At 69.1% G+C, this 24,990-nt stretch carries 28 protein-coding genes; 9 read left to right on the top strand and 19 right to left on the bottom strand.

All coding sequences use genetic code 11. The features are described 5' to 3' along the window. Positions 1 to 20 precede the first annotated feature (20 nt). From H6G99_RS13845 to hemL, 9 genes are all read right to left on the bottom strand, one after another. Entirely contained in the window at positions 21 to 182 is a 162-nt protein-coding gene (locus H6G99_RS13845) for a hypothetical protein (RefSeq protein WP_190612096.1), read from the bottom strand. A gap of 42 nt (positions 183 to 224) precedes the next feature. Next, positions 225 to 542: a hypothetical protein gene (locus H6G99_RS13840; protein ID WP_190612094.1), complete on the bottom strand. Its 318-nt coding sequence runs from the start codon at positions 540 to 542 to the stop codon at positions 225 to 227. A gap of 309 nt (positions 543 to 851) precedes the next feature. Beyond that, positions 852 to 1,748 (bottom strand): ion transporter, encoded by an 897-nt coding sequence (locus H6G99_RS13835; RefSeq protein WP_190612092.1) that lies wholly within the window; start codon positions 1,746 to 1,748, stop codon positions 852 to 854. 2 nt (positions 1,749 to 1,750) lie between these two features. After that, positions 1,751 to 2,470 carry an ABC transporter ATP-binding protein gene (locus H6G99_RS13830; protein ID WP_190612091.1) on the bottom strand — a complete coding sequence of 240 codons (720 nt, stop codon included), beginning with the start codon at positions 2,468 to 2,470 and terminating at the stop codon, positions 1,751 to 1,753. Further along, positions 2,467 to 3,294 carry an ABC transporter ATP-binding protein gene (locus H6G99_RS13825; RefSeq protein ID WP_190612089.1) on the bottom strand — a complete coding sequence of 276 codons (828 nt, stop codon included), beginning with the start codon at positions 3,292 to 3,294 and terminating at the stop codon, positions 2,467 to 2,469. The genes H6G99_RS13830 and H6G99_RS13825 overlap by 4 nt, the downstream gene beginning before the upstream one ends. Further along, entirely contained in the window at positions 3,291 to 4,202 is a 912-nt protein-coding gene (locus H6G99_RS13820) for a branched-chain amino acid ABC transporter permease (protein ID WP_190612088.1), read from the bottom strand. The genes H6G99_RS13825 and H6G99_RS13820 overlap by 4 nt, the downstream gene beginning before the upstream one ends. A 5-nt stretch (positions 4,203 to 4,207) precedes the next feature. Then, complete coding sequence (locus H6G99_RS13815) at positions 4,208 to 5,137, bottom strand: branched-chain amino acid ABC transporter permease (protein ID WP_094583995.1); 930 nt, start codon at positions 5,135 to 5,137, stop codon at positions 4,208 to 4,210. Positions 5,138 to 5,144: 7 nt separating this feature from the next. Beyond that, a complete protein-coding gene (locus H6G99_RS13810; RefSeq protein ID WP_094583996.1) occupies positions 5,145 to 6,341 on the bottom strand; it encodes an ABC transporter substrate-binding protein in 1,197 nt (398 codons plus the stop codon). Further along, positions 6,338 to 7,693: a glutamate-1-semialdehyde 2,1-aminomutase gene (gene hemL, locus H6G99_RS13805; protein ID WP_190612086.1), complete on the bottom strand. Its 1,356-nt coding sequence runs from the start codon at positions 7,691 to 7,693 to the stop codon at positions 6,338 to 6,340. Before hemL ends, H6G99_RS13810 begins: the two co-directional genes overlap by 4 nt. Before the next feature lie 118 nt (positions 7,694 to 7,811). Here hemL and H6G99_RS13800 point away from each other — a divergent pair, with 118 nt between their 5' ends. Together H6G99_RS13800 and H6G99_RS13795 are read left to right on the top strand one after the other, a co-directional pair. Next, positions 7,812 to 9,293: an FAD-linked oxidase C-terminal domain-containing protein gene (locus H6G99_RS13800; protein WP_199297212.1), complete on the top strand. Its 1,482-nt coding sequence runs from the start codon at positions 7,812 to 7,814 to the stop codon at positions 9,291 to 9,293. Between the two features lie 47 nt (positions 9,294 to 9,340). Further along, a complete protein-coding gene (locus H6G99_RS13795) occupies positions 9,341 to 9,628 on the top strand; it encodes a hypothetical protein (protein WP_094583999.1) in 288 nt (95 codons plus the stop codon). Between the two features lie 9 nt (positions 9,629 to 9,637). Here the strand turns inward: H6G99_RS13795 and chrA are convergent, their stop codons facing one another. The 4 genes from chrA to H6G99_RS13775 form a co-directional block, all read right to left on the bottom strand. Further along, complete coding sequence (chrA, locus tag H6G99_RS13790; RefSeq protein WP_353617252.1) at positions 9,638 to 10,954, bottom strand: chromate efflux transporter; 1,317 nt, start codon at positions 10,952 to 10,954, stop codon at positions 9,638 to 9,640. Positions 10,955 to 11,402: 448 nt separating this feature from the next. Further along, positions 11,403 to 12,206: a class II glutamine amidotransferase gene (locus tag H6G99_RS13785; RefSeq protein WP_190612084.1), complete on the bottom strand. Its 804-nt coding sequence runs from the start codon at positions 12,204 to 12,206 to the stop codon at positions 11,403 to 11,405. 50 nt (positions 12,207 to 12,256) lie between these two features. Next, positions 12,257 to 13,324, bottom strand: a complete 1,068-nt coding sequence (locus H6G99_RS13780; protein ID WP_353617251.1) for a sulfate ABC transporter substrate-binding protein — start codon at positions 13,322 to 13,324, stop codon at positions 12,257 to 12,259. A gap of 134 nt (positions 13,325 to 13,458) precedes the next feature. Next, the gene (locus H6G99_RS13775) at positions 13,459 to 14,475 is read right to left on the bottom strand and encodes a sulfate ABC transporter substrate-binding protein (RefSeq protein ID WP_094584196.1); all 1,017 of its coding nucleotides are present in this window, start codon (positions 14,473 to 14,475) and stop codon (positions 13,459 to 13,461) included. Between the two features lie 207 nt (positions 14,476 to 14,682). On the opposite strand from H6G99_RS13775, the gene H6G99_RS13770 reads away from it, so the two are divergent. The 3 genes from H6G99_RS13770 (at position 14,683) to H6G99_RS13760 (ending at position 16,132) form a co-directional block, all read left to right on the top strand. Beyond that, positions 14,683 to 15,114, top strand: a complete 432-nt coding sequence (locus H6G99_RS13770; RefSeq protein ID WP_094584001.1) for an RrF2 family transcriptional regulator — start codon at positions 14,683 to 14,685, stop codon at positions 15,112 to 15,114. 197 nt (positions 15,115 to 15,311) lie between these two features. Continuing rightward, a complete protein-coding gene (locus H6G99_RS13765) occupies positions 15,312 to 15,863 on the top strand; it encodes a Crp/Fnr family transcriptional regulator (protein ID WP_190612083.1) in 552 nt (183 codons plus the stop codon). 77 nt (positions 15,864 to 15,940) lie between these two features. Next, positions 15,941 to 16,132: a hypothetical protein gene (locus tag H6G99_RS13760; RefSeq protein ID WP_094584003.1), complete on the top strand. Its 192-nt coding sequence runs from the start codon at positions 15,941 to 15,943 to the stop codon at positions 16,130 to 16,132. On the opposite strand, the gene H6G99_RS13755 is transcribed toward H6G99_RS13760, so the two are convergent. Beyond that, a complete protein-coding gene (locus H6G99_RS13755) occupies positions 16,133 to 17,155 on the bottom strand; it encodes a sulfate/molybdate ABC transporter ATP-binding protein (RefSeq protein WP_094584004.1) in 1,023 nt (340 codons plus the stop codon). 103 nt (positions 17,156 to 17,258) lie between these two features. Here H6G99_RS13755 and cysT point away from each other — a divergent pair, with 103 nt between their 5' ends. The 3 genes from cysT (at position 17,259) to H6G99_RS13740 (ending at position 19,969) form a co-directional block, all read left to right on the top strand. Further along, entirely contained in the window at positions 17,259 to 18,110 is an 852-nt protein-coding gene (cysT, locus tag H6G99_RS13750) for a sulfate ABC transporter permease subunit CysT (RefSeq protein WP_190612081.1), read from the top strand. A 69-nt stretch (positions 18,111 to 18,179) separates the two neighbouring features. Then, complete coding sequence (cysW, locus tag H6G99_RS13745; RefSeq protein WP_094584006.1) at positions 18,180 to 19,079, top strand: sulfate ABC transporter permease subunit CysW; 900 nt, start codon at positions 18,180 to 18,182, stop codon at positions 19,077 to 19,079. Between the two features lie 71 nt (positions 19,080 to 19,150). Then, positions 19,151 to 19,969, top strand: coding sequence for a glycosyltransferase family 25 protein (locus H6G99_RS13740; RefSeq protein WP_190612080.1), 819 nt, complete (start codon positions 19,151 to 19,153; stop codon positions 19,967 to 19,969). On the opposite strand, the gene H6G99_RS13735 is transcribed toward H6G99_RS13740, so the two are convergent. From H6G99_RS13735 to H6G99_RS13720, 4 genes are read right to left on the bottom strand one after another with little or no spacing between them, the layout of a single operon-like run. Continuing rightward, positions 19,964 to 21,124 (bottom strand): UDP-galactopyranose/dTDP-fucopyranose mutase family protein, encoded by a 1,161-nt coding sequence (locus H6G99_RS13735; RefSeq protein WP_199297204.1) that lies wholly within the window; start codon positions 21,122 to 21,124, stop codon positions 19,964 to 19,966. The genes H6G99_RS13740 and H6G99_RS13735 overlap by 6 nt on opposite strands. Positions 21,125 to 21,145: 21 nt before the next feature. Further along, positions 21,146 to 21,937, bottom strand: coding sequence for an inositol oxygenase family protein (locus H6G99_RS13730; protein ID WP_190612075.1), 792 nt, complete (start codon positions 21,935 to 21,937; stop codon positions 21,146 to 21,148). Positions 21,938 to 21,966: 29 nt separating this feature from the next. Further along, positions 21,967 to 22,890 carry a cation diffusion facilitator family transporter gene (locus H6G99_RS13725; protein WP_190612074.1) on the bottom strand — a complete coding sequence of 308 codons (924 nt, stop codon included), beginning with the start codon at positions 22,888 to 22,890 and terminating at the stop codon, positions 21,967 to 21,969. Positions 22,891 to 22,925: 35 nt separating this feature from the next. Further along, on the bottom strand, positions 22,926 to 23,138 hold the full coding sequence (locus tag H6G99_RS13720) for an acetyltransferase (RefSeq protein ID WP_190612072.1): 213 nt from the start codon (positions 23,136 to 23,138) through the stop codon (positions 22,926 to 22,928). Positions 23,139 to 23,252: 114 nt separating this feature from the next. Here H6G99_RS13720 and H6G99_RS13715 point away from each other — a divergent pair, with 114 nt between their 5' ends. Continuing rightward, a complete protein-coding gene (locus tag H6G99_RS13715; protein WP_190612070.1) occupies positions 23,253 to 24,485 on the top strand; it encodes an NAD(P)/FAD-dependent oxidoreductase in 1,233 nt (410 codons plus the stop codon). Between the two features lie 4 nt (positions 24,486 to 24,489). Here the strand turns inward: H6G99_RS13715 and H6G99_RS13710 are convergent. After that, a partial coding sequence (locus H6G99_RS13710; protein WP_190612069.1) for a glycogen/starch/alpha-glucan phosphorylase occupies positions 24,490 to 24,990 on the bottom strand: 501 nt, incomplete at its 5' end.

Below are 24,990 nucleotides of genomic sequence, written 5' to 3'. Positions count from 1 at the left end.
AATGAAAACGCAGGTTGTGGTTAGCTGCGCTCCAGCAGCCGGTGACGGTGATGGCCGGGCCCGGGGCTCCGGATGCGGCGGTCTCTGGATGGGCTTCCCCCCAGGGAGGCCCTGCAGTGCTTGCCGTGGCGGGCGTCGGCCGGGTGGCCCCCCAGCAGTAGCGGCACCAGCAGCAGCGGCACCAGCAGCCTCTTCAGCCGCTCGAGGAAGCCGATCCGCCCCGCCTACTCGACCTGCCGGACTTCGATGGTCGCGATCGGCAGGTGGTTGCTGGCTTTGCAGACGGCGGAACCCCTGCCCGTCCCGCCATCCTTGCTCCGGCTGGTGAACGTCCATGCGAAGGTGCGCTGCGCGCCGTCATCGCCGGTTTTCGTAAACGGGCTGGTCAGTTTGTAGCTGGCTGGATGCAGCAGCTTGTTCTTCACCAGTTGCTCGCAATCCGCCTGTTGCTCCGGCCGCCGGTCCTTCATGGCCAGCTCGGAGGCGGGTTCGTTTGAAAAGGCCAGCTTGCCGAGCAGTCCGATGGTGACGACGAGGATCAACCCCGAAGCGCCGAGCACGGCCAGGCGCCATCGCGGTGTCCCCGGACTTCGGGGGCTCCCTTTGCGCGGGCGCCGGGCCTTGCGGTCGTTCCGGCGCGGTTGAGGCTCAGGGCGCTGGCTTGATCGGCCTTGGTTCCGGGATTGTCCCAGGCGCTTCAGCCACAGGGAGAAAGGATGATCGCTCACGCCAGCCCTTCCGCTGGCGTGAGCTGGGGTGGACGGATGGACGGCAACGGAATGCGGCGTTTACCACGACATCACACCATAACAATGGCCTGGCACCATCACGGCGCCATCACCCCCCGTCACTCAGAGTTCGGCGCCGCAGAACTTGCAGTGGCGCGCATCCGGGTCATGCCCGCCCTTGAGGCAGGTCCCGCACACCACCGGGCTGGTCTGGTCCTCCTGCGGCGGCCGCAGCACCGACAGGCCGATCTCGGCGCTGAGGATGCCCGTGGGCACGGCGATGATGCTGTAGCCGATCAGCATCACCACCGAGGCCATGAAGCGCCCCAGCGGCGTCACCGGGGCCACGTCGCCGTAGCCCACCGTGGTGATGGTGACGCAGGCCCAGTAGATGGCCACCGGGATGCTGCGGAAGCCGTCGTTGCCGGCCTCGATCACGTACATGAAGGCGCCGATCAGGATCACCAGCGTCACCATCGCCAGCAGGAACACGGTGATCTTGCGGCGGGCGGCGATCAGGGCGCTCCAGAGGAGTTCGGCCTCCTGCAGGTAGGCCCCCAGCTTCAGCACCCGGAACACCCGCAGCAGCCGCAGCACCCGCACCACCAGGAACAGCTGGCCGCCACCGATCAGCAGCCCCAGGTAGGTGGGCAGGATCGCCAGCAGGTCCACCAGCCCGAAGAAGCTGGTGGCGTAGCGCCGCGGCTCGGCCACCAGCCGCAGCCGCAGCAGGTACTCGAGGCTGAACAGCAGGGTGAAGCCCCACTCCAGCCCCAGGAAGGCGCCGGCCCAGCGCTGCCGCAGCAGCGGATCGCTCTCCAGCACCACCGCCAGCACGCTGAGGGCGATCGCCAGCATCAGCACGGCGTCGAAAGCCTTGCCGGAGGGGGTGTCCGTCTCGAGGATGGTGCGCTCCAGCCAGGGGCGCCCGACCACCCGCACCAGGACCAGGGCCACGGCAACCAGCCCGACCAGCAGGAGCGGCACCAGCAGGGGCTCCAGCAGCGGCACCTGCAGCATCGTCAGCCGCTCCCCAGGTAGGAGGCCCGCAGCCCCGCATCGGCCAGCAGGGCGTCGGCGCTGCCCTCCAGGCCGATGGCGCCGCCCTCCAGCACCACGCCGCGGTCGGCGATCTCCAGGGCGGCGGTGGCGTTCTGTTCCACCAGCAGCATCGACAGGCCGCCTGCGTGCAGCCCCGCCAGGGCGGCCATCACCTCGGCCACCAGTTTCGGTGCCAGGCCCAGGCTCGGCTCATCCAGCAGCAGCAGGCTGGGCCGGCCCATCAGGGCCCGGGCGATCGCCAGCATCTGCTGCTCGCCGCCCGAGAGGTTGCCGGCCAGCTGGCGGCGCCGTTCCGCCAGGCGGGGGAACAGGCCGTAGCAGCGCTCCAGGTCGGCGGCGATGCCGGCCCTGTCGCGGCGCAGCCAGGCCCCCAGCTCCAGGTTGGTGGCCACGGTCTGGCGGGCCAGCACCCGGCGGCCCTCCGGGCAGTGGCCGATGCCGAGGCGCACCGTGCGGTGGGTGCTCACCCCCGCCAGGTCGGCGCCGCGCCACAGCACCTGGCCGGCGGCGGCGCCCACCAGCCGGGAGATGGCCCGCAGGGTGGTGCTCTTGCCGGCGCCGTTGGCCCCCAGCAGGGCCACAAGTTCCCCCTCCCTCACCTGCAGATCGAGGCCCCGCAGAGCGGTGAGGGCGCCGTAGCGCACCGTGAGGCAACGCAGCTCCAGCAGCGGCGCGCTCATCGGCCGTCTCCGCCGGCACCGCCCGAACTGCCACCCGAACTGCCCAGATAGGCCTCGATCACCCGTGGATCGGTGCGCACCGCGGCGGGGCTGCCCAGGGCGATGCGCCTGCCGAAGTTGAGCACCGCCAGCCGGTCGCAGAGCTGCATCATCAGCGGCACATGGTGCTCGATGATCAGCACCGTCAGCGCGAAGTGGGCGCGGATCGTCCCGATCAGCCGCCGCAGGTCGTCCTTCTCGGCCGGGTTCATGCCGGCGGCGGGTTCATCCAGCAGCAGCAGCCGCGGTGCCGTCGCCAGGGCCCGGGCGATCTCCAGCCGGCGGCGGTCGCCGTAGGGCAGGTCCCCGGCCCGCTGCTCCGCCAGGGCCTCCAGCTCCAGCAGGCTCAGCAGCTCCATCACCCGCTCCTGCAGCTGCCCCTGCTGCCGGCGGAAGGCGCCGCTGGCGAGCAGGGACCCCAGCAGGGGGGCGCGGGCGGCGTGGTGCAGGCCCACCAGCACGTTCTCCCGCACCGACAGGCTCTCGAACAGGCGCAGGTTCTGGAAGGTGCGGGCGATGCCGAGCCGGTTGAGGCCGCTGGCCCCCAGGCCCGTGGTGGGCGCCCCCCGCCACAGGCAGCGGCCGCCGCTGGGGGGGGTGAGGCCAGAGATCACATTGAACAGGGTGGTCTTGCCGGCACCGTTGGGGCCGATCAGGCCGAAGATCTCCCCCTCCTCCAGTGCCAGGCTCACCTGATCGAGGGCCAGCAGGCCGCCGAAGCGGCAGCTGACCGCCTCTACCTGCAGCAGGGGCGCCGGGGCGGTGCCGTCGGGGCTCTGGTTCATGAGGTCTGCGGCGCCTGACGGCCCCGGTGGCGCCCTCGTCCCAGCCGGGCGGCCAGCCAGTGCAGCCGCTCCGCCGTCACCAGTCCCTGGGGAAAGAACAGCGGACCCAGCAGGATCACCGCGCCGAACAGAATCAGGCGCAGGTCCCCCACCGGCCGCAGCAGTTCCGGCAGGGCGGTGAGCACCAGCCCCCCCAGCACCGGCCCCGGCCACAGGCGGGAACCGCCGAACACCACGAAGGCCAGGGTGGTGATGCTGGCGTCGAAGCTGCCGGCCCGGGCGTTCCAGGAGTTGAAGAAGTGGGCTGCCAGCGCGCCAGTGACGCCGGCCAGCACGGCGCTGGCCACGAAGGCGATCAGCTTGGTGCGGGGGGTGTCGATGCCGACGCAGGCGGCCGCCAGTTCGTCGTCGCGGATGGCGGCCATCGCCCGCCCCAGCCGCAGGGCCTCCAGCCGCTGGCACAGCCAGCAGGCAAGGGCCAGCAGCCCCAGGGTGAACAGCACGTAGCCCTCGGCATGGGCGAAGGGCTGGGGGATGCCGAAGATCCCCATGGCTCCGCCGGTGAAGGGCAGGTTGAGGTTGAGCACCCGCAGGATCTCCACCAGGGCGATGGTGGCGATGGCCAGGTAGATCCCCCGCAAGCGCAGCACCGGTCCGCCGATCGCCAGGGCGATCAGCCCCGCCAAGGCCCCGCCCAGGACCATCTCCGCCAGCAGGGCCGGCAACGGTGAGGTGGCGCCGCTGCCGGCGAAGGCGGGGACGCCGGTGGAGAGCAGGGCGGCCACGTAGCCCCCCACCGCATAGAAGCCCGGGGTGGCCAGCGACAGCTGGCCGCAGCGCAACGGCAGGTACACCGAGAGCGCCAGGAGGGCGCCGAGCAGCATCTGTTCGAGCAGGGCGGCGTCCATGGCCCTCACACCTTGGTGGGCAGCGGCCGGCCCAGCAGCCCCCGGGGCCGCAGCAGCAGCACCAGGAACAGGAAGCCGTAGCTGACCGCATCCTTGTAGCCCGACCAGTCAGCCGGGACGAACGCCTCCGCCAGCCCGACGATCAGGCCGCCCAGCACCGCCCCCGGCACGCTGCCCAGCCCGCCCAGCACCAGCACCGCCAGCCCCTTGAGGCCGTAGCCGATGCCGAAGTAGGGCCCGGCGATGCTGACGCTCAGCCCCACCAGGCCGCCGGCCACCCCGGCCAGGAAGCCGCTGAGTCCGAAGGCCAGGCGCACCATGGCTGTGCTGTCGATGCCGAGGAGCTGGGCGGTTTCGGCGTCCTCGGCCACCGCCTGCAGCCCCTTGCCGTTGCGGCTGCCCTCCAGCCACAGGGTGAGCAGGGCCAGCAGCAGCACCGCGATCCCCAGCAGCAGGGCCTGGACCGTGCGCACCCGGGCGCCCAGCAGGGGAAAGGAGGCCGGCAGGCCGCCGAGGGCGCCGGTGGGGATGGCGTAGCTCTCCGCCCCCACCAGCAGCTGGATCAGGTTCACCAGGATCACCCCGGCCCCCAGGCTGGTGATCAGGGCCAGCAGCGGATCGGCCCGGCGGCGGCGCAGGGGGCGGAAGGCCACCCGCTCCACCAGCAGGGCCACCAGGGCCGCCCCCAGCCCCGCCAGGGGCAGGGCGCCCCAGAAGGGCAGGGCGAAGGGCAGCTGGAAGCCGGCCAGCAGACCGTTGGCCCCCACCGCGCCGCCGATCAGCAGGTAGGTGAAGTAGGCCCCCAGGGTGAACACCGCCCCATGGGCGAAGTTGATCACCCCCAGGACCGAGAACACCAGGGTGTAGCCGAGGGCGAACAGCCCGTAGACCGCCCCCACCGACAGACCGTTGACCAGGATCTGGAGCAGGTCCACCCGGCGATCACTTCAGCAGGGCGAAGCGACCGCTGCGCCCGCCCGGATCCATGCGCACCTGGGCCACGAAGAACTGGCTCTGGATCACCTCACCCTCCGGGGTGAAGCGGATCTCCCCCAGGGGGGTGGCGTAGGTGCCGGCCAGGATCTCCTCCATCAGGGCCTTGCGCGCCGCCGTCAGGGTGGCGCCTTTCAGGGGCTGGCGTTTGTCCAGTCGCACCAGGGCGTCGCCGATCACCTGCAGCGCCGTGTAGGCCTGGGCCGTGAGCTGGGGCGGGATGGCGCCGCCCTTGGCCGCCTGGAAGGCCTTGAGGAAGGCCGTGTTGGCGGGGGTGTCGAGTTCGGGGCTGTAGGCCTGGGCGATCAGCAGACCGTCGCAGTACTTCTGGCAGATCGGATAGATGTTGGGGGTGTTCATGCCGTTGCCGGCCACGATCAGGCCCTTGTACCCCAGCTCCCGCAGCTGGCGGATCAGGTTGCCGCCGTCCACCGCCTGGAGCGACAGCACGATCAGGTCGGGCTTCTCCCGCAGGGCCGCGCTGATCTGGTTCTGGAAGTCCTGGTCGTTGAGCTGGGTGCGCTGCACCGTCACCGGATCGAGGCCCTTCTCCTTGAGGGCCTTCTGGAAGATGGTGGTCTCGGCGGTGCTGTAGGCGTCGTCCTGGGCGTAGAACACCGCCGCCCGCTTCAGGCCCGGCTGGATCTTCAGGGCCCGCTCGATGGCCAGGGGCGCGATCACCGAGCTCTGGGCCGAGACCCGGCTGATGAAGAAGCCGATCTCCGGGATGCCGGTGGCGGTGTTGGAGGGGGCCACCACCGGCACGCCGCGGCGCTGGGCGATCGGATCGGCGGAGAAGGCCTGCTGGGAGAGGGTGGGGCCGATCAGGGCCAGCACGCCCCGGTTGATCTGCAGGGTGAAGGCCGCGTTGGCCCCCGGTTCGTCGCTGCCGCTGTCCTCCAGGGCCAGCTTCAGGGGGTTGCCGTTGATGCCACCGGCGCCGTTGCGGTGCTGGAGCGCCAGCTCGAGGCCGATCTTCTGGTCCTGGCCGTAGACGTTGGCGTTGCCCGTCAGGGCCAGCACCGCCCCCACCGGCACACCGCCGGCCACGTCGACGGGCTTGCTGCCGGGGTCAGCGGCGCAGCCCGCCAGCAGGGTCAGGGTCAGCAGCCCGGTGCCGACCCCCAGGAGACGACCGACGCTCACGCCAGCGACAGGAAGACGTCGCGGAAGGCGTCGATGGTGGCGTCGATGTCGGCGTCGCTGTGGGCCAGGGAGGTGAAGCCGGCCTCGAAGGCGCTCGGTGCCAGGTAGACGCCGCGCTCGAGCATGCCGCGGTGCAGGCGGCCGAAGCGGACCGTGTCGGCGGCCTTGGCCTGCTCGAAGTTGTGCACCGGCCCCTCGCAGAGGAAGAAGCCGAACATGGCGCTGATGCTGCCGCCGCAGAAGGGGATGCCCGCCTCGGCGGCGGCGGCGCGGATGCCGTCGATGAGCCGTTTGGTGATCGTCTCCAGCCGCTCGTAGGTGCCGGGCTGGCTGAGCAGCTGCAGGGTCTTGATGCCGGCGGTCATGGCCAGGGGATTGCCGCTGAGGGTGCCCGCCTGATACATGGGGCCGGCGGGGGCCACCATCGCCATGATGTCGGCCCGGCCGCCGTAGGCCCCCACCGGCAGGCCGCCGCCGATCACCTTGCCCATGGTGGTGAGGTCCGGGGTGACGCCGAAGCGGGCCTGGGCGCCGCCGTAGCTGATGCGGAAGCCGGTCATGACTTCGTCGAACACCAGCAGGGCGCCGTTCTCCTTGGTCAGTTCGCGCAGGCCTTCGAGGAAGCCGGGCTCGGGGGTGATGAAGCCCGCATTGCCCACCACCGGCTCCAGGATCACCCCGGCGATCTCCCCGGGGTTGTTGGCGAACAGCTGCTTGACCGACTCCAGGCAGTTGTAGGGGGCGGTGAGGGTGCCGGCGGTGACGGCGCGGGGCACACCGGGGGAGTCGGGCAGGCCGAGGGTGGCCACCCCGGAGCCCGCCTTCACCAGGAACATGTCGGCGTGGCCGTGGTAGCAGCCCTCGAACTTGATCACCTTCTCCCGGCCGGTGAAGGCGCGCATCAGCCGCAGCACCGCCATGCAGGCCTCGGTGCCGGAGTTCACGAAGCGCACCATCTCCACCGACGGCACGGCGGCGATGACCAGTTCGGCCAGCTCGTTCTCGAGCACGCAGGGGGCGCCGAAGCTGGTGCCCTTCTCCAGGGCCTGGTGGAGGGCGGCGATCACCTCCGGGTGGCTGTGGCCGCAGATGGCGGGCCCCCAGCTGCCGACGTAGTCGATGTAGCGGTTGCCGTCGACGTCCCAGGCGTAGGCCCCCTTGACGCGGTCGAAGACGATCGGCTGGCCGCCCACCGACTTGAAGGCCCGCACGGGGGAACTGACGCCCCCGGGCATGAGTGTCTGGGCGGCGGCGAAGATCTCCTCGGATCGGGTGGTGAGGAGGGAAGGGGCCGAGGCGGGCGCTGAAGGGGTGGCCGAACTCAAGGCGGGATCCGCGGAAGGTGGACGCATTCGTTTCCCATCCTGACCCAGAAGGGTGCCGGGGTGCCGGGCGTCGGTAAGTTCGGAAGCAATGGCACCCCCTTCACCGGCCCACCGGACCCCTTCCGTGACGATCGACTGGGCCGCGATGGAGCGTGACTGCCGCGCCCTGCTGCCGGCGCGGGCCGTGGTGGCGGCGCCCCAGGAGCTGCTGGCCTACGACTGCGACGGCCTCACCCTGCACCGGGCCCAGCCCCCCCTGGTGGTGCTGCCGGAAACCACCGAGCAGGTGGCCGCCATCCTGCGGCTCTGCCACCGCCGCGGCGTGCCCTTCCTGGCCCGCGGCAGCGGCACCGGCCTCTCGGGCGGTGCCCTGGCGGAGAACGGAGCGCTGGTGATCGCCACCAGCCGCATGCGCTCGATCCTCGATGTCGATCTGGCCAACCGCCGCATCACCGTCCAGCCGGGGGTGATCAACGGCTGGGTCACCCGGGCGGTGGCCGGCGACGGCTTCTATTACGCACCCGACCCCTCCAGCCAGGTGGTCTGCTCGATCGGCGGCAACGTGGCCGAGAACTCCGGTGGTGTGCACTGCCTCAAGTACGGGGTCACCAGCAACCACGTGCTGGAGATGGAGGTGGTGCTCCCCGACGGCACGGTCACCACCCTGGGCAGCGGCCTGGCCGAGACCCCCGAGCTGGACCTGCGCGGGGTGTTCATCGGCAGCGAGGGCACCCTCGGCATCGCCACCGCCATCACCCTGCGGCTGCTGCGGGCGCCCCAGAGCGTGGCGGTGCTGCTGGCCGATTTCACCGCCATGGAGGCCGCCGGTGAGGCGGTGCGTCTGGTGACGGCGGCCGGGGTGCTGCCCGCCGGGATGGAGATCATGGACAACTTCACAATCAACGCCGTCGACGATCTGTTCGGCCGCGATGAGTACCCCCGCGATGCGGCCGCGGTGCTGCTGATCGAACTGGACGGCCAGGAGCGGGAGGTGACGGCGGCTGTGGAGATCGCCGGTGAGCTCTGCCGCCAGGCCGGGGCCCGCACGATCCGGCGCGCCTCCAGCGAGGCCGACCGCGCCCTGCTGTGGAAGGGGCGCAAGTCCGCCTTCGCCGCCGTCGGCCGCATCACCCCCACCTATTACGTGCAGGACGGCGTCGTGCCCCGCAGCGCCCTGCCCGGGGTGCTGGCGGCGATCGAGGAGCTCAGCCGCCGCTACGACCTGCCGGTGGCCAACGTCTTCCATGCCGGCGACGGCAATCTCCACCCCCTGATCCTTTACCGGGCCGACGAGCCCGGTGTGACCGACCGGGTGCAGGCGCTGGGAGCCGACATCCTGCGCCTCTGCATCGACGCGGGCGGCAGCATCACCGGCGAGCACGGGGTGGGCAGCGACAAGCGCTGCTACCTCGACTGGATGTTCGCCCCCGACGACCTGGCCACGATGCGGCTGGTGCGCGAGGCTTTCGACCCGGCGGGCCTGGCCAACCCCGGCAAGATCTTCCCCACCCCGCGCAGCTGCGGCGAATCGGCCCGCCGTCAGGCGTCGTCCCTCACCGTGCATCTCGATGCCCTCCCCGCCGGTGGCGTGGAGTCGCCAAGCCTGGAGCCCCTCGACGTCTTCTGAGCGGGGCGGCGGACCTACGTTGCAGGGCACTCCACCTCCCCCAATCCATGAAGATCCGTCGGATAGCCAGCCTGGGTGTGGCGGCCGTGCTGGCTGCTGCCACCCCCGCCCAGGCCCAGTCCCCGGTCGTCAACCTGGTGGCCAAGAAGGTGATCGAGCGCTATCAGAAATCCAGCTGCGAGCAGCTCTGGGCCGCCCGCAGCGAGCGGCGTGGGTCCCAGGAGCAGCGCGTGCTCGACATGCTCAACGACGATCCCCAGCTGCGTCAGGGCTTCATTGACCAGGTCGCCGGCCCGGTGGTGAACAAGCTGTTCGTCTGCGGGATGATCCCCTGATCGCCGGCTTCAGCCGCCCCCACTGAGCCACCAGCGCCCCAGTCCCACCGCGGTGGCGGCGCCGATCACGGGCAGGGCCCCCAGTCCCCGGCCCAGCAGCACCACCGCCGCCAGCAGCACCAGCACGGCGCCGCCGTCGAGGCTGCCGCCGGGGGCCAGGGCCGGTCCGGCCAGGTAGAGCGCCAGGCTCAGGATCACCCCCACCACCGCGGCGGTGATGGCGGTGAGGGGGGCGCCGATGCGCAGGTCCTCGCGGCTCGCCTCCACCAGGGGGCCGCCGGCCAGGATGAACAGGAAGGAGGGCAGAAAGGTGAACCAGACCACCACCAGGGCGGCCGCCACGCCGGCCGACAGGGTGCCGCTGCCGTTCCAGCCGCCCATGAAGCCCACGAAGGCCACCACCATGATCAGGGGCCCCGGTGTGGTCTCGCCCAGGGCCAGGCCGTCCACCATCTGGGCGGCGTCCAGCCAGCCGTAGGTGTCCACCGCCCCCTGGGCCACAAAGGGGAGCACCGCATAGGCGCCCCCGAAACTGACCAGGGCCACCTTGGTGAAGAACCGGGCCATGGTGGCCAGCTGGCTGTTCCAGCCCCCCGCCAGCGTCAGCAGGGTCAGGGGCATGCCGAGGGCCACCCCGCCCCCGAGCAGGGTGAGGGCGAGGCGGCGCCAGTGGAAGCGGGCGTGGGTGGGGGTGGGGGTGTCGTCGCCGTGAAGGGCGGCCTCCGGTGGGGTGGCGCCCCCGACCTCGGCGGCGGTATGGGGTGAGGGGCCCCGGAACAAGGCCGGCCGCAGCCGACCGCCGATCCAACCCACCAGGGCCGTGGCGATGATCAGGGCGGGGTAGGGCACCCGGCCCACGGCCAGGGCCAGACAGGCCGCCGCCGCGATCAGCACCAAGGCGGGGTTGTGCAGCGTGCGCCGCCCCAGCCGCCAGGCCGCCTGGAGCACGATCCCGAGCACCGCCGGCTTGAGGGCCCAGAACACCGCCGCCAGCAACGGCAGCTGGCCCCAGAGGGCGTAGATCGCCGAAAGGCTCAGCAGCACCACCACCGAGGGCAGCAGGAACAGGCCGCCAGCGATCAGGGCGCCGCCCAGACCGTGCATCAGCCAGCCCAGGTAGGTGGCCAGCTGGGTGGCCTCCGGCCCCGGCAGCAGCATGCAGTAGTTCAGCGCGTGCAGAAAGCGCCGCTCCGACAGCCAGCGCCGGCGCTCCACCAGTTCGGCATGGAGCAGGGCGATCTGGCCGGCCGGCCCGCCGAAGCTGACCAGTCCCAGCCGCAGCCAGAAGCGGGCGGCTGTGGCGAGGCTGAACGGATCCTTCAGCACCGATCGGCACCGCGAAGGCTCACAACGTAGTCAGCGGGATATCCCCGGCGTCACTGATCGGATGTGTTTCCACTTACATCCCGCCCATCGATGGGCAGCAGGATGGAGGGAAAGGTTTGGCGATGGCAGGGAGCGATGGTCCCAGCTCCAAAGCCGGCGAGAGGGCTGGCGAAGGGACTGGCGGAAGGAAGCCGCAGAAGCCGCCGGCCGAGCCAGTCCGTGGGGGCTCCTTTTTCAGTCCGTGGACGAACTGGCGGGCCTGGATGGTGATGCTGGCGGGTGTTCTCCTCGGCCAGGTGATCGGCTTTTCCCCCCAGTTGTTCGTTCTCATCGCGGCGTTCTGTCTGCTTTGTGGCTGGCTGTTCGATCGCTGATCCAGGCCCACATCCTGCTGGGGTGCGAGTGACGTTCCGCTCGATGATTGCAGGGTCCGAGGATGTTGCCTGGCTTAGGGGATGGGGGCGACAGGCGCTCCAGGGGGCTGGTGCCGCACCACTTCGCCCCCCACCAGCAGGACGGCCTCGCCGGCCTGAAGCGCCAGCCATTCCTCATCCCTGGTCAGCGGTTCGGTGCTGACGATCGTCACGACGTCGTCGACGCCGGCCAGCTCGGAAAAGTCCACGCTCAGGTCGTCATCGGCCAGGGTGGCCCGGCCGAACGGGGCCCGACGGGTGATGCGGTGCAGGCGGCTGCTGGCGTGGGCGAACAGCCAGCTGCCGTTGCTGATCAGACAGTTGAAGGTGCCCTGCTGCTCCAGCTGCCGGGCGCACGACACCAGCGTGCCGAAGATGGCGTCCAGGTCCGCCGGATCGGCACCGGCGGCGTTCAGTTGCTCCAGGATCCAGCAGAAGGCCACTTCGCTGTCGGTGGATCCCTCCGGAACGAACAGCTGCGTCCGCGGCAGAGGCCCCAGCAGGTTGCCGTTGTGGGCGAACACCCATTCCCGCCCTTGCCAGCGCCGGTGGAAGGGGTGGCAGTTCTCCAGGGCCACCACCCCCTGGGTCGCCTTGCGGATGTGGGCGATCGAGCAGTGGGAGCGCAGATCCAGGCTGGCCACCTGGGCGGCGATCGGCGAGAAGGCGGCCGGGGCGTCCTCCCGGTACAGATGCACCCCGCGGCCATCGGGGTCGAAGCTGGCCACCCCCCAGCCATCCCCGTGGCAGCCGGTGGCGCCCCCCCGGCGGGTGAGGCCATGGAAGGAGAAGCGCATGTCGGTGGGGGTGTTGGCGCTGAGGGCCAGCAGTTCACACATCACCCGAGGTCCACCGAGGCCCCCATTGTCCCCGTCCTGGCGACTGTGGATCAGCGGGAGCTGCTGAACAGCTGGTCCCAGACCCCGTTACTGCCGAAGAAGGTGTCGTTGATCTGCTTCCAGCCGCCGAAGTCGCCGGCCGAGAACGGCTGCTTCACCGGCGCGAAGCGGCCCTTCACCCGGCTCCAGACCCCGGGGTTGACCGGACGGAAGCCCTCCTCGGCGAAGATCTCCTGGGCCGGCTCGCTCTGGAGATAGGTGGCCAGGGCCTCGGCGGCCTTGCGGGTGCCCTTGCGATCCACGTTGCGGTCGACGACGGTCACGGGGCCCTCGATGCGGATGTTGACCTCGGGCACGATGAAGGGGGTCTTGAGGTCGCCGCTGCGCTTGGCCAGGATCGCCTCGTTCTCGTAGTTCAGCAGCACGTCGCCCTGGCCGCGCTTGAGGAACGCGTCACTGGCCTCGCGGGCGTCCCTTGGCAGGTTCTCCACGTTGCGGTAGACCGAACTGACGTAGGCCTTGGCCTGGGCCTCGCTGCCGCCGGTCTGGCTGATCGAGCCCCACAGCCCCAGGAAGTTCCATCGGGCGCCGCCGGAGGTCTTGGGATTGGCCGTCAGAACGGTGACGCCCGGCTTGGCCAGGTCGGCCCAGGTCCGGACCCCTTTGGGGTTGCCGTCACGGGTGATGAAGGCCACCACCGAATGGGTGATGATCGCGCCGCCGGGCAGGTCCTTTTCCCACCCCGGCTGCACCAGGCCCGCTTCCTGGAGCTTGAGCACGTCACCGGCCAGGGCGAGGGTGGCCACGTCGGCATCGAGCCCGTCGATGATCGCCCGGGTCTGGGAGCCGGAGCCGCCGTAGCTGGTCTTGACGTTGATGGCCTGGCCGGTTCTGGCCTTCCAGTCGGCTTCGAACTTGGGCAGGATCCGGTCGTAGGCCCCCTTGGTCACGGCGTAGCTCACCAGCAGCAGCTCCTGGGGAGCGCCGCCGGCATCAGCATCGGCACCGGCACCGCCGCCACCCTCGGGCTGGGCGCCGCAGCCGGTCAGGGTCAGGCCCCCCAGCAGGAGGCCGGTGATGGCGAGGGGGGCGGCGGAGCGGGCGAAGGGGGAAACCACGGTTCACTGATCGACAATCCGGCAGAGCATACACCGGTATCCCGATCGGCTATCCAGTCCCCCTTTGCCCCTGGCCTGCCCCCTCCCTCCCTCTCTGGTCTGCGGCTCCCCCGCTCAGGGGGCCGGCTGCTGGCTCAGCGGGACTTGGAGAAGATCGAATCCCAGAGCCCTCCCTTGCCGAAGAACCGCTTGTTGATGGTGTCCCAGCCGCCGAAGTCCCGGGCGGTGAACAGCTTCGAGACCGGAGCGAATCGGGATCTCGTCTCGGCCTTCACCTTGGCGTTGACGGGTCGGAATCCCTCTTCGGCGAAGGCCCGCTGGGCCGGTTCGCTGTACAGGTACCTGGCGAAAGCCTCGGCCACCCGGCGGGTTCCCTTGCGGTCCACGTTCCTGTCGACCACGGCGATCGGCCCCTCGATCAGGATGTTGGTGGTGGGCACGATGTAGGGGGTTTTCCAGGTGCCGCTCTTCCTGGCCAGGATCGCCTCGTTCTCATAGTTCAGCAGCACATCACCCTGGTTGCGTTTGACGAACACGTCGGTCGCCTCGCGTGCATCCTTGGGCAGGGTGTCCACGTTGCGGTACACGTTGGTCACGAAGGCGCGGGCCTTGGCCTCATTGCCGCCGGTCTCCGTCACCGAACCCCACAGGCCCAGGAAGTTCCAGCGGGCGCCGCCGGAGGTCTTGGGATTGGCGGTGATCACTTCAACGTTCTTGTTGTCGAGATCGTTCCAGGTGCGGATCTTCTTCGGGTTGCCGGGACGCACGAAGAAGGCGACCACCGAGTTGGTGATGATGCTGTTGTTGGGGTTCTCCTTCTCCCAGCCGGGACGGATCAGGCCGGCCTCCTCGAGCTTCAGGGTGTCGGCCGCCAGGGCCAGGCCCACCACATCCGCCGCCAGGCCGTCAATCACCGCCCGGGTCTGGGAGCCGGAGCCGCCGTAGCTGGTGCGGACGACGACGGTCTGGCCGGTCCGCTTCTTCCAGTCGGCCGTGAACCGGGGAATGATCTTGTCGTAGGCCGCCTTGGTGACTGCATAGGACACGAGCAGCAGTTCCTGCCGTGGCGCCGGTTGCTGGGCCTGGGCGTTCAGGGGCAGCAGGGTGCCGGAACCCCCCAGGGCGACGGCGACGGCCAGGGGGGCGGCCACCAGGCCGGGATGCCACGGGCGGCGAGCGGCTGGCGGGACCGGCGAGGAGAAGGGATAAAGCACGATTGTCCGATGGGTGAACTGGTGAAACCTATCCGTCGCGCCGCCGCGGCGATGTAGGGCGGATGACATCCCCCCGGTGCCTGGCCGTTGGCTGGTCCGGGGGTGGTGGCTGCCACAATCCCCGTAAGACAACCGTGGATTCCCTTGGCCTTCAGCGCGAAAACCGGATACGGCCTCGTCTCGCTCATCGAGCTGGCCGCCATCCATTCCCGCGGCGGCGTGCTGCAGGTGGCGGAGATCGCCCAGCGCCAGGGCATCCCTGACCGCTACCTGGAGCAGATGCTCGCCAGCCTGCGCCGGGGCCAGATCCTGCGCAGCATCCGCGGGCCGAAGGGGGGCTACCAGCTGGCCCGGCCGCCGGCCGAGATCCGTGTCGATGACGTGGTGAGCTGTCTGGAGGGGGACGTCACGCCGCGGGGCGGCGGCGAGAGCGCCACCCCTGAATTCGAGGTGCTGGGCCGGCTGGAGGAACGGCTCGAAGAGGCGCGTCGCGCCATCCTCTCGGGCACCACCCTGCAGGATCTGCTGGACCAGCGCGATCACCTGGCCCAGGCCCAGGCGATGTACTTCATCTGAGCGGACCGGCCCTGAATCCGGCCGGACCGCGCTGGGTCGTTAAATAGACCACATTGCCGATGGGGAATGTGAGGTATGGTGTTGGGGTCCCCGCAGGCTCCCCATGTGCTGTTGTCGGCGAATGCCTGTCGCCAGCCGAAGGCTGGCCGTCCGCCCTGCCCTGAACCCCCCCACCCCATCGCTGTCCGCCTGCGGCCATGACCACCTCACGCACACCCCAGGCCCTCCGCCTCACGCTCCAGCCCCATGACGTCCTGCCCGATGGGCTGCACTGGAGAATCCAGGACGGCTACATCCGCACCGCCTCCCACGACGAGGAAGGCGAGTCCTTCACCCTCGGCCTCTGGGGCCCGGGCGACTGGGTGACTAATGCCTACTCCGCCCTGCGTCCGGTGGAGATCCAGTGCCTGTCCACGGTGGTGGTGGAGCAGGGCCATCCCAGCGAGGCCGAGATCCTGGCCTTCCTGCATCACCAGATCCGCAACACCGAAGAGCTGTTCGAGATCAACCGGGTCCGCGGCGCCGACTCACGGCTGCTGCGGCTGCTGCGCTGGATCGGCATCCGCTTCGGGCAGGTGAGCAGCCGCGGCTACCGCCTCTCCCTGCGGGACATGAACCTCACCCATCAGGCCCTGGCGGAGATCTGCGGCCTCACCCGGGTGACGGTCACCAAGACCCTCAACCATTTCAAGCGCCTCGGTCTGCTGCATCAGGTGAGCGACACCGACCTGATGGTCAGCATCCCCTGAGTGCGCCGACGCGTTCCAGCGCCCCATTTTCAGCGTCCTTTCTGTTCATCAACACCCACACATCAACAACCACCGTCATGGCTGCCCAGTATTTCCGCTCCAGGCTCAATGAGCCCCAACCCCAGCGCTTCACCCTCGTCTTCCGCAACGGTGAGCTGCTGCGCCACCAGGATCCCCTGGCCGTCGCCCAGTACCTCGCCGATGCCCGCCTGGCGGAGGTTCATTCCGAACCTCCACGGCGCCGTGCCGCCACTGCGGTAAGCGACTGATCAGATCGAAAAATCCGGTTGAAAGGCGTGGGCCTGGCGGCTGATCACATGCAGTCGGTCGCCGGGCTTGAGGTTGGCGTAGTCCACCTCTTCCCGGGGGAACTGGGCCACCACCACTTCTTCTGAGTCGAGCACCAGTTCCGCCTGCAGGTCGCGGCCCATGTGGGTGAGGCGCCGCAGGCGGGCCGGCACGGTGCCCGGCTGGGGGGTGGCATGCACCTGCACATGGTGGGGGCGCACGAAGATCCGGCCCTCCGTCGGCAGCGGCGGGACCGCATCGCGCCGCACGGGCAGGGAGCCGCTGGGCAGCTCGTTGACCGCGCCCACGAAGCTCATCACGAACGGGGAGGCGGGATGGTCGTAGATCTCCGCCGGGGAACCGATCTGCTCCACCCGGCCTTCGTTCATGACCACGATCCGATCGGCCACCTCCATGGCCTCCTCCTGGTCGTGGGTGACGATCACGGTGGTGACGTGCATCTCGTCGTGGAGATTGCGCAGCCAGGCCCGCAGTTCCTTGCGCACCTTGGCATCGAGGGCGCTGAAGGGTTCATCCAGCAGCAGCACCCGGGGCTGCACCGCCAGGGCGCGGGCCAGGGCCACCCGCTGGCGCTGTCCGCCGGACAGCTGGGAGGGGTAGCGGTTGCCGTAGCCCCGCAGGTGCACGAGGTCGAGCAGCTCGTCGACCCGCCGGCGGATCGCCTCGGGCTTCCAGCGGCGCAGTTCGAGGCCGAAGGCCACGTTGCGGCGCACGTTGCGGTGCTTGAAGAGGGCGAAATGCTGGAAGACGAAGCCCACCTGGCGCTCCTGCACCGACCGCTCGGTCGCCTCCTCGCCGGTGATCCAGATGCGGCCGGCATCGGCCTCCTCCAGCCCGGCGATCAGTCGCAGCAGGGTGCTCTTGCCCGACCCGGAGGGTCCGAGCAGGGCCACCAGGGAGCCGCTGTCCACGTCGACGCTGACGTCGTCGACGGCGCGGAAATCGCCGAAGTTCTTGCTGACGTTGGCGACGCGGATGCCCATCGAAACGGCCTGGGTGGCTGGGAGGATCCGACTATACCGGTAAGCGCACCGCTGAACCGTCCTTTAGTCTGACGCCGTTGAAGCGCGCCATCCCCCTGCCCCGATGACCCCCGCCCTCCTGCGTCGCTGGCGCCCGCCGACCCTGGCGCTGCCCAGCTGGCCCTGGCGCATCACCTGGACCTACCTGGGCCTGATCCTGTTCCTGCCCCTGGGGGCCATGCTGCTCAGGGCCGCCGAAGTGGGACCCGCCGGTTTCTGGGAGATGGCCACCACGCCGGAGGCCATCGCCACCTACAAGGTGAGTTTCGGCCTGGCCCTGGTGGCCAGCGTGATCAACGGCGTCTTCGGGCTGGTGGTGGCCTGGGCGCTGGTGCGCTGCAGCTTTCCAGGCCAGCGCCTGCTCGATGCCCTGATCGATCTGCCCTTCGCCCTTCCCACCGCCGTCGCCGGACTCGCCCTCACGGCCGTGTACAGCACCAACGGCTGGCTGGGCCAGCCGCTCCATGAGGCCTTCGGCATCAAGGTGGCCTTCGCCGCCCCGGGGGTGACCGTGGCGATGGTGTTCATCTCCCTGCCCTTCGTGGTGCGCACCGTGGAGCCCGTGCTGCGTTCCCTCGAGAAGGAGCAGGAGGAGGCCTCCTGGTGCCTGGGGGCCACGCCGCTCCAGACCACCCTGCGGGTGGTGCTGCCCCAGCTCCTGCCGGCGATCCTCGGCGGCGTGGCCCAGGGCTACAGCCGGGCCGTGGGTGAGTACGGCTCGGTGGTGATGATCTCCAGCAACGTGCCCTTCCGGGACCTGATCACCCCCACGTTGATCATCCAGAAGCTGGAGGAATACGACTTCGATGCCGCCACCGTGATCGGCGCGGTGATGCTGATCTTCTCCCTGCTGAGCCTGCTGGTCATCAACCTGCTGCAGGTGTGGGGCCAGCGCTACCAGGGCGATGCGGCCTGATCCTGCCGCCTGCCCCAGCCTTCACCCCCTGTCCTGTCCGCCTTCCGTTCCCGCCACCGGCTTTCCGCCATGACCATCGTTGTTCCCACCCTGGAGAGCCCCAGGCCCACGCCCGCTCCAGGCAAGCGATCCCGCCGCCAGGGCCTGGATCTGCCGGCGATCCTGATTCCCCTGGTCGCCTGCGTCTACGTGGGGGTGGTGATCCTGCTGCCAGCCCTGAGCGTGGTGGCCTCCGCCTTTGCCAAGGGGCTGGGCCCCTTCCTGGAGAACTTCCAGTCCCACGAACTGATCTCGGCCCTGCGCCTCACCCTGTTCGCCACCGCCGTGGCGGTGCCCTGCAACGTCATCTTCGGCCTGGCCGCGGCCACCGCCATCGCCCGCCGCCAGTTCCGGGGCAAGGCCCTGCTGCTGAGCGTCATCGATCTGCCCTTCTCGATCTCACCGGTGGTGGTGGGCCTGATGCTGGTGCTGCTCTACAGCCCCACCCATGGCCTGCTGGGGGGTGTCATCGAGAGCCTGGGCTGGAAGATCATCTTCTCCTGGCCCGGGATCGTGCTGGCCACGATCATCGTCACCTTCCCTTTCATGGCCCGGGAGGTGATCCCCCTGCTGGAGGAGGAGGGCTGGGAGCAGGAGGAGGCCGCCCGCACCCTGGGGGCCACCAACTGGCAGGTGTTCTGGAAGGTGACGCTCCCCTCGGTGCGCTGGGCCGCCCTCTACGGCCTGATCCTCACCACGGCCCGGGCCCTGGGGGAATTCGGAGCCGTCGCGGTGGTCAGCGGCAACATCGAGGGCCTCACCCAGACCCTGCCCCTGTTCGTGGAGGACGCCTACAAGAACTACCAGACCGAGCTGGCCTTCGGGGCGGCGATGGTGCTGGGGGGCGTGGCGATCGTGTCGCTGCTGCTCAAGCTCCTGGTGGAGCAGCTTCTGGAGCAGGACAAGAAGGCGGCCAGGACCGAGCCGTGACCGGCAACGGCCCGCTTCGGGTCGGGCCCGAGCCGGTTCCCTAACGTTCGCGTCGGCACGACGGGACAGCCATGGGGCGTTGGCAGGCGTTACTGGAGGCCCCAGCCTTCTGCATCAATCTGGAGCGTCGTCCCGATCGGCGCGATGGGCTGCTCGAGCGCCTGGGGGAAGCCGGCTTCACCCAGGTCTCGATCTGGCCCGCCGTGGATGCCCGATCGGAGAATCTCGAGGCGCTGTTCGAGCGCCACGGCCTGGGCAGGCCGATGGATGTCGATCGCTTCCCGGCCCGTCGCGGCTCCCAGGGGTCCCTGCTCTCCCACCTGGGCCTGCTGGCCCATGCCATCGAGCGGGACCTGCCCTTGCTGCACATCTTCGAAGACGACGTCTTTTTTCCGCCCATCTGGGCGACCCATGCCAGGGCCTTCCATGACGCCACCCCCGCGGATTGGGACCTGCTGTTTCTCGGTTCCCAGATCCTCTACGAGGAACTCCCCTGGCCCAGTCCCTTCCGCTTCATCGATCGCCATCCCCGCCTGAGGTCGGTCTCCCGCCGCCTGGTCTCCAGGCCGACGCCGATCCTGCAGGACATCGTGACCTGCCCGCTCTTCTGCACCCACGCCTATACCCTCACCCAGGCCGGATGCCGTCAGCTGTACGCCTGGTTCACCGGCCAGCCGGTGGTCTACGGGTATGACTTCATGATCTGTGACGGCATGCGGAACTCCCCGCGCGTCAGCTCCTTCCCGCTGAAGTGGTACGCCTGGAACAGCCTGCGGTTGTGTCCCGACCCGGCCTGCCGCGGCACCGATCCCGCCATCACCCGACGCAACCGGGGGCTGGTGTTCCAGTTGGAGGAGGAAGGCCCGGGGGTGGTGGGAGACAAGCTATGAGAGGCTGAGGCGAAAGGCCTCGGGGAAGATGGGCCTGGGCTGCCCTGAAGTGATCGATGCGATGAACTCCCTTGCCAGGGAAAGGGACTCGGCGATCACCTGGTGCATGTCCATGTATTTGTACAGCCCCAGTCGGCCCATGAAGCTGGTCTTGTCCGTCTGCAGGCAATCGCCCAGGTAACCGTGCATCAGGGCCTTGTCGGCCGCTAGGCGCTTGGGGTAGTAGGGCTCATCCTCAAGGCCCGTTTCTTTGCTGTATTCCGTGAACACGATTGTTTTGTCGTGCTGTTTCCAGTATTCGTAATGCTTGTGCTCCCTGCGGCGGGTGAAGCCCACATCCAGCGAGGGATAGTTGATCCCGGGATGGCCCAGGGTATCCCCTGTTTCGATCTGCCGCTCCCAGAAGACTGTGCGATAGCCGAGCCGGCCCCGCCGGTGGCCGAAGAAGCCATCGAGGGGGCCTGAGTAGAACACATGGTCATAGGGCTGGCCATCGGAGGGTTGCCAGCGGTGGTTGAGGCTCAGGGAGATGCGGGGATGGTCGATGAGCCGCTCGAAGACGGCGGTGTATCCATCTCTGGGGATGCCCTGGTAAATCGAGGAGTAGTAGTTGTCATTGTAGTTGAAACGCAACGGCAACCGCTTCAGCACGGAGGCCGGGATCTGCTGCGGCTCGCAGCCCCAGTGTTTCTTCGTGTAGCCATGGAAGAACGCATGGTAGAGCTCATCGCCCATGAAGTGCAGGGCCTGCTCTTCGAAGTTCCGAGGCTGTTCGATGTCATGGCGTCGGATGGAGTCGACGAACTGCCGGGCTTCCGATGGTGAGAACTTCTTGCCGAAAAACTGGTTGATGGTATGAAGATTGACGGGCAGACTGAAGATTCCCTTGTCGATGCTGGCCTTGGGGCGGTTGATGAACGGCATCATCTCCGTGAAGCGCTGCACGTAGTTCCAGACGCCAAGATCGCTGGTGTGAAAGATATGGGCACCGTAGGTATGCACGGTGATGCCTGTTTCCTGTTCCTTGTGGGTGTGGCAGTTGCCGCCGATGTGATCCCTGGCTTCGACAATATCGATGTGGTGGTCGGTGTGATCGGCAAGTTCCCTGGCCAGAACGGCGCCGGCGAAGCCGGATCCAACCACAAGAAAACGCATGATGAAAAGCCTGCGGACGGATCAGAAAACGATGCGATCGGGAAGTCTCGATTCGATGAAATCTCGGTAGTCGTCCAGGCGGGTTTCGGGTCGGATGTCGATGGATTTGGAGGCCGTGTCGTAGTGGCGGAAGCGCTTCATGATGCCGTTGAAGTGCTGTTCATCGCTGGCATCCATGTAGTCGATGGGGTTGGTGTTCTTGAGGCCGTGGTAGCGGATCGTCCAGCTGAGATGGGGCGGCAGAAAGGAGCGGAACCGCAGGTAGCCGAATTCACAGTGGTTCCACTGGCAGATGTGCTGGTCGAGGCCGGTTCTGGCCTTGGGCGTGAGGATGGAATTGGTGCCCACCACGTTGGCCGGGTCCTCACCGGCGAGCAGCAGCAGCTTGCCGAGGTCATGGAGGAGGGCCAGCAGCAACAGATCGTCGTCGAGGACGCCATCACTGACCATCGCCTCGATCATCTGCAGGCTGTGGGTCAGCTGGCTGGCGCAGCCCAGCAGATTGTCGGTCGGATCCAGGCACTCCCCCAGCATCCGGAACAGATCCATCGGGCGGAGGCTGCCGAAGACCGGCGTCCGATACCGGTCGTTGAGGGCCTCCACATCGGCGATCGACTGCTGGTCATGGCGATCCAGGATCTGCCGTTGCAGGGTCCGCTGGCGCTCGGCGGCCCGGTGGGCGGCGGAGTCTGGGGGATCGAGCTTGACCAGGCCGAGGCCGGCAGCGGCCAGCCCCCGCTCCAGCCCCCGTCGGGCCCGTCCTTTCAGCCGGGGCACCAGGTGGCTCGGCAGCAGCGAAGGCGAGATCAGCAAGGCGGCCGCTGCAGCGGATCTGCAGCAGCCTATCGAGGCTTGTGGGCCCCGTCCTCCACACAGCTCCCCGGCGCCTCGATCTGGAGCGTGCTGTGGGTGATGCCCAGCTGGGCGAGCCGCTGCTGGGCGAGCGACAGCAGCTCTCCATCCAGCGGGCCATCACCGCGGCCGACGAGATGGGCCGTGAGGGCGGTGCGGGAGGTGCTCATGCCCCAGACGTGCAGATGGTGGACGTTCTCCACGCCGGGCAGGGCGCGCAGGGCCGCCTCCACCGCGGCCAGGTCAATCCCCCGCGGCACGGCGTCGAGGCTGGCGCTGAGGGCTTCCCCCAGGAGTTCCCAGCCGCTCCAGGCCACCGCAAGTCCCACGCCGATGGCGGTGGCCGCATCCAGCCAGTTCCAGCCCACCAGCCCCACCAGCACGGCGCTGACCAGCACCGCGGCCGAGACGGCGGCATCGGTGAGCAGGTGCACCACCGCCGCCCGCCGGTTCAGATCGTGGTGGTGGCCGGTGCCGAACAGCCGGGCCGAGAGCAGGTTGATCACGATGCCGGCCGCCGCCGCCCAGGCCACCGGGCCGCTCACCACCGGCACCGGATCCAGCAGCCGCTGCACCCCTTCGACGATCACCACCCCGGCCGCCATCAGGATCAGGGCCGCGTTCATCAGCGAGGCCAGCTGGGTGCTGCGGCCGAAGCCGTAGGTGAAGCGGGCCGTGGCCGGCCGGGCGCTGAGCCGTTCGGCCCCCCAGCCGAACAGCAGGCCCGCCACGTCACCGAGGTTGTGGATGGCATCGCCGATCAGGGCCAGGGAGCCGAAGCCGATGCCGATCGCCAGCTGCAGCCCCGAGAGGGCGCTGTTCAGCAGCACGCCCCAGAAGAAGGCCCGGGGCGAACCCTGCCGGTGCGGATGCCCGTGTTCGTGCGGTGGGTGCTGGTGGGAATGGGACGCCATGGAGGCGTCCTAGCAGCGCTGGCGGCGACTGGCCTTCAGCTCTGGTAATGGGAATCGAGCCAGCACCGGGGCAGGGCCTCCCCGGAGGGAAAGAACAGGTCGGCCTTGGCGTACTCCTGGGGATCCTGCATCTCCTCGCCGCCGTGGAGACGGGCCTCGACCAGGGTGTCGAAGGGGTTGAACAACTGCTTGACGTTCAGCACCTCCACAAGGCTGGCGTCATCGTTGTGGCGTACTTTCAAGAACATCGCCCTGCTCCGGATCTCGATACCTTCAGTCTGGTGCCACGGTGCCGGCGAAGGTAGCGAGCGTGACATTTCTCCCTCGCCGCTGCCGGGCCCTCCGCGTCTGATCTCCGTTCCATGGCCCATCACCAGATCCTGATCGTCGGCGGAGGGGCTGCTGGCCTCACCGTGGCCAGCCAGCTCAAGCGGGCCCGGCCCGGTCTGGAGATCGCCATCCTGGAGCCCTCCCCCGACCACTACTACCAACCCGGCTGGACCCTGGTGGGCGCCGGCGTCTTCACCCTCGAGCAGACGCGCCGCGCCGAGGCCGATCTGATCCCCGAGGGGGTGCGCTGGATCCGCGCCGCCGCCACCGGCTTCGACCCGGTGGCCGGCACCGTCACCAGCAGCGACGGCGAAACGCTCCATTACGACGCGCTGGTGGTGGCCACCGGCATCAAGCTCTGCTGGGATCGGATCAAGGGTCTGCCGGAGGCCCTCGGCACGGGCGGCATCACCAGCAACTATTCCAAGGATCTGGTCGATTACACCTGGCAGACGATCCAGGCCTTCCGCGGCGGCAACGCGATCTTCACCTTCCCCGACACGCCGATCAAGTGCGCCGGGGCGCCCCAGAAGATCATGTATCTGGCCGACGACGTCTTCAAGCGCTCGCCAGAGGTGGCGGCGGCCACCAAGGTGATCTACGCCACCGCCACACCGGGAATCTTCGCCATTCCCACCTTCGCCGAACCCCTGCGCCAGGTGGTGGCCCGCCGCGGCATCGAGCCCCACTATCAGCACACCCTCAAGGAGGTGCGTGCCGCCAGCAAGGAGGCGGTCTTCGCCGTCAAGGACGGGGACACGGTGCGCGAAGAGGTGCTTCCCTTCGGGATGCTGCACGTCACACCGCCGATGGCGGCCCCCGATGTGGTGGCCACCAGCCCCCTGGCGGTGGCGGGTCCGGGCGGCTGGGTGGATGTGGACAAGTTCACCACCCAGCACGTGCGCCATCCCAACGTCTTCTCCCTCGGCGACGTCTCCTCGCTGCCCAACTCCAAGACCGCCGCGGCGGTGCGGGGCCAGGCGCCGGTGCTGGTGGCCAACCTGCTGGCCCACCTCGATGGCCAGCCCCTGCCCGCCCGCTACGACGGCTATGCCTGCTGTCCGCTGATCACCGGCTACGGGCGCGTGATCATGGCCGAGTTCAACTACGACGCCCAGCCCGTTCCCTCCTTCCCCCTCGATCCCACCCAGGAGCGCTGGAGCATGTGGGTGGTCAAGAAGGACGTGCTGCCCTGGATCTACTGGAACCGCATGCTCAAGGGAGCCCCGCACGAGCGGCGCTTCATGCCGGGGGCGGCGGGCTGAGGCTTCAGCCGCCGATGGTCACCGGGAAGGGGGCCACGTCCCAGATTCTGCGGGCGTACTCACCGATGGCCCGATCGGAGGAGAAGAAGCCGCTGCGGGCGGTGTTCAGCAGGGCCATCTGATTCCAGCGGCTGCGGTCCGCCCAGGTGGCGCTGACGCTGGCCTGGGCCTGCAGGTAGGAGGCGAAGTCGGCCAGCACGAAGAACGGGTCGCTCCCCTGCAGCTGGTCCGTCAGGGGCCGGAAGCGGTCCGTGTCCCCCTGGCTGAAGTGCCCCCGGCCGATCAGGTCGAACACCTCCGCCAGCAGGGGATCGGCCGCGATCCATTCCCAGGGCCTGTAGTGGTCGTGCAGCTGGGCGATGCCTTCGGTGGTGCGGCCGAAGAGGAAGAAGTTGTCATCGCCCACCTGCTCGCGGATCTCGACGTTGGCGCCATCGAGGGTGCCGATGGTGAGGGCGCCGTTCATCATGAATTTCATGTTGCCGGTGCCGGAGGCCTCGAGGCC

This window comes from Synechococcus sp. FACHB-909 (assembly GCF_014698945.1).
In the GTDB taxonomy this organism is placed as follows: domain Bacteria; phylum Cyanobacteriota; class Cyanobacteriia; order PCC-6307; family Cyanobiaceae; genus Cyanobium.
This window is presented reverse-complemented; position numbering and strand designations above follow the sequence as displayed.

Bases quoted from the DNA above. Each gene is read 5' to 3' on its own strand.
- H6G99_RS13835 (WP_190612092.1), bottom strand. From the start codon at position 1,748: ATGCTGCAGGTGCCGCTGCTGGAGCCCCTGCTGGTGCCGCTCCTGCTG.
- H6G99_RS13830 (WP_190612091.1), bottom strand. From the start codon at position 2,470: ATGAGCGCGCCGCTGCTGGAGCTGCGTTGCCTCACGGTGCGCTACGGC.
- H6G99_RS13825 (WP_190612089.1), bottom strand. From the start codon at position 3,294: ATGAACCAGAGCCCCGACGGCACCGCCCCGGCGCCCCTGCTGCAGGTA.
- H6G99_RS13820 (WP_190612088.1), bottom strand. From the start codon at position 4,202: ATGGACGCCGCCCTGCTCGAACAGATGCTGCTCGGCGCCCTCCTGGCG.
- hemL (WP_190612086.1), bottom strand. From the start codon at position 7,693: ATGCGTCCACCTTCCGCGGATCCCGCCTTGAGTTCGGCCACCCCTTCA.
- H6G99_RS13800 (WP_199297212.1), top strand. From the start codon at position 7,812: ATGGAGCGTGACTGCCGCGCCCTGCTGCCGGCGCGGGCCGTGGTGGCG.
- H6G99_RS13795 (WP_094583999.1), top strand. From the start codon at position 9,341: ATGAAGATCCGTCGGATAGCCAGCCTGGGTGTGGCGGCCGTGCTGGCT.
- H6G99_RS13785 (WP_190612084.1), bottom strand. From the start codon at position 12,206: ATGTGTGAACTGCTGGCCCTCAGCGCCAACACCCCCACCGACATGCGC.
- H6G99_RS13765 (WP_190612083.1), top strand. From the start codon at position 15,312: ATGACCACCTCACGCACACCCCAGGCCCTCCGCCTCACGCTCCAGCCC.
- H6G99_RS13760 (WP_094584003.1), top strand. From the start codon at position 15,941: ATGGCTGCCCAGTATTTCCGCTCCAGGCTCAATGAGCCCCAACCCCAG.
- H6G99_RS13755 (WP_094584004.1), bottom strand. From the start codon at position 17,155: ATGGGCATCCGCGTCGCCAACGTCAGCAAGAACTTCGGCGATTTCCGC.
- cysT (WP_190612081.1), top strand. From the start codon at position 17,259: ATGACCCCCGCCCTCCTGCGTCGCTGGCGCCCGCCGACCCTGGCGCTG.
- cysW (WP_094584006.1), top strand. From the start codon at position 18,180: ATGACCATCGTTGTTCCCACCCTGGAGAGCCCCAGGCCCACGCCCGCT.
- H6G99_RS13740 (WP_190612080.1), top strand. From the start codon at position 19,151: ATGGGGCGTTGGCAGGCGTTACTGGAGGCCCCAGCCTTCTGCATCAAT.
- H6G99_RS13735 (WP_199297204.1), bottom strand. From the start codon at position 21,124: ATGCGTTTTCTTGTGGTTGGATCCGGCTTCGCCGGCGCCGTTCTGGCC.
- H6G99_RS13725 (WP_190612074.1), bottom strand. From the start codon at position 22,890: ATGGCGTCCCATTCCCACCAGCACCCACCGCACGAACACGGGCATCCG.
- H6G99_RS13720 (WP_190612072.1), bottom strand. From the start codon at position 23,138: ATGTTCTTGAAAGTACGCCACAACGATGACGCCAGCCTTGTGGAGGTG.
- H6G99_RS13715 (WP_190612070.1), top strand. From the start codon at position 23,253: ATGGCCCATCACCAGATCCTGATCGTCGGCGGAGGGGCTGCTGGCCTC.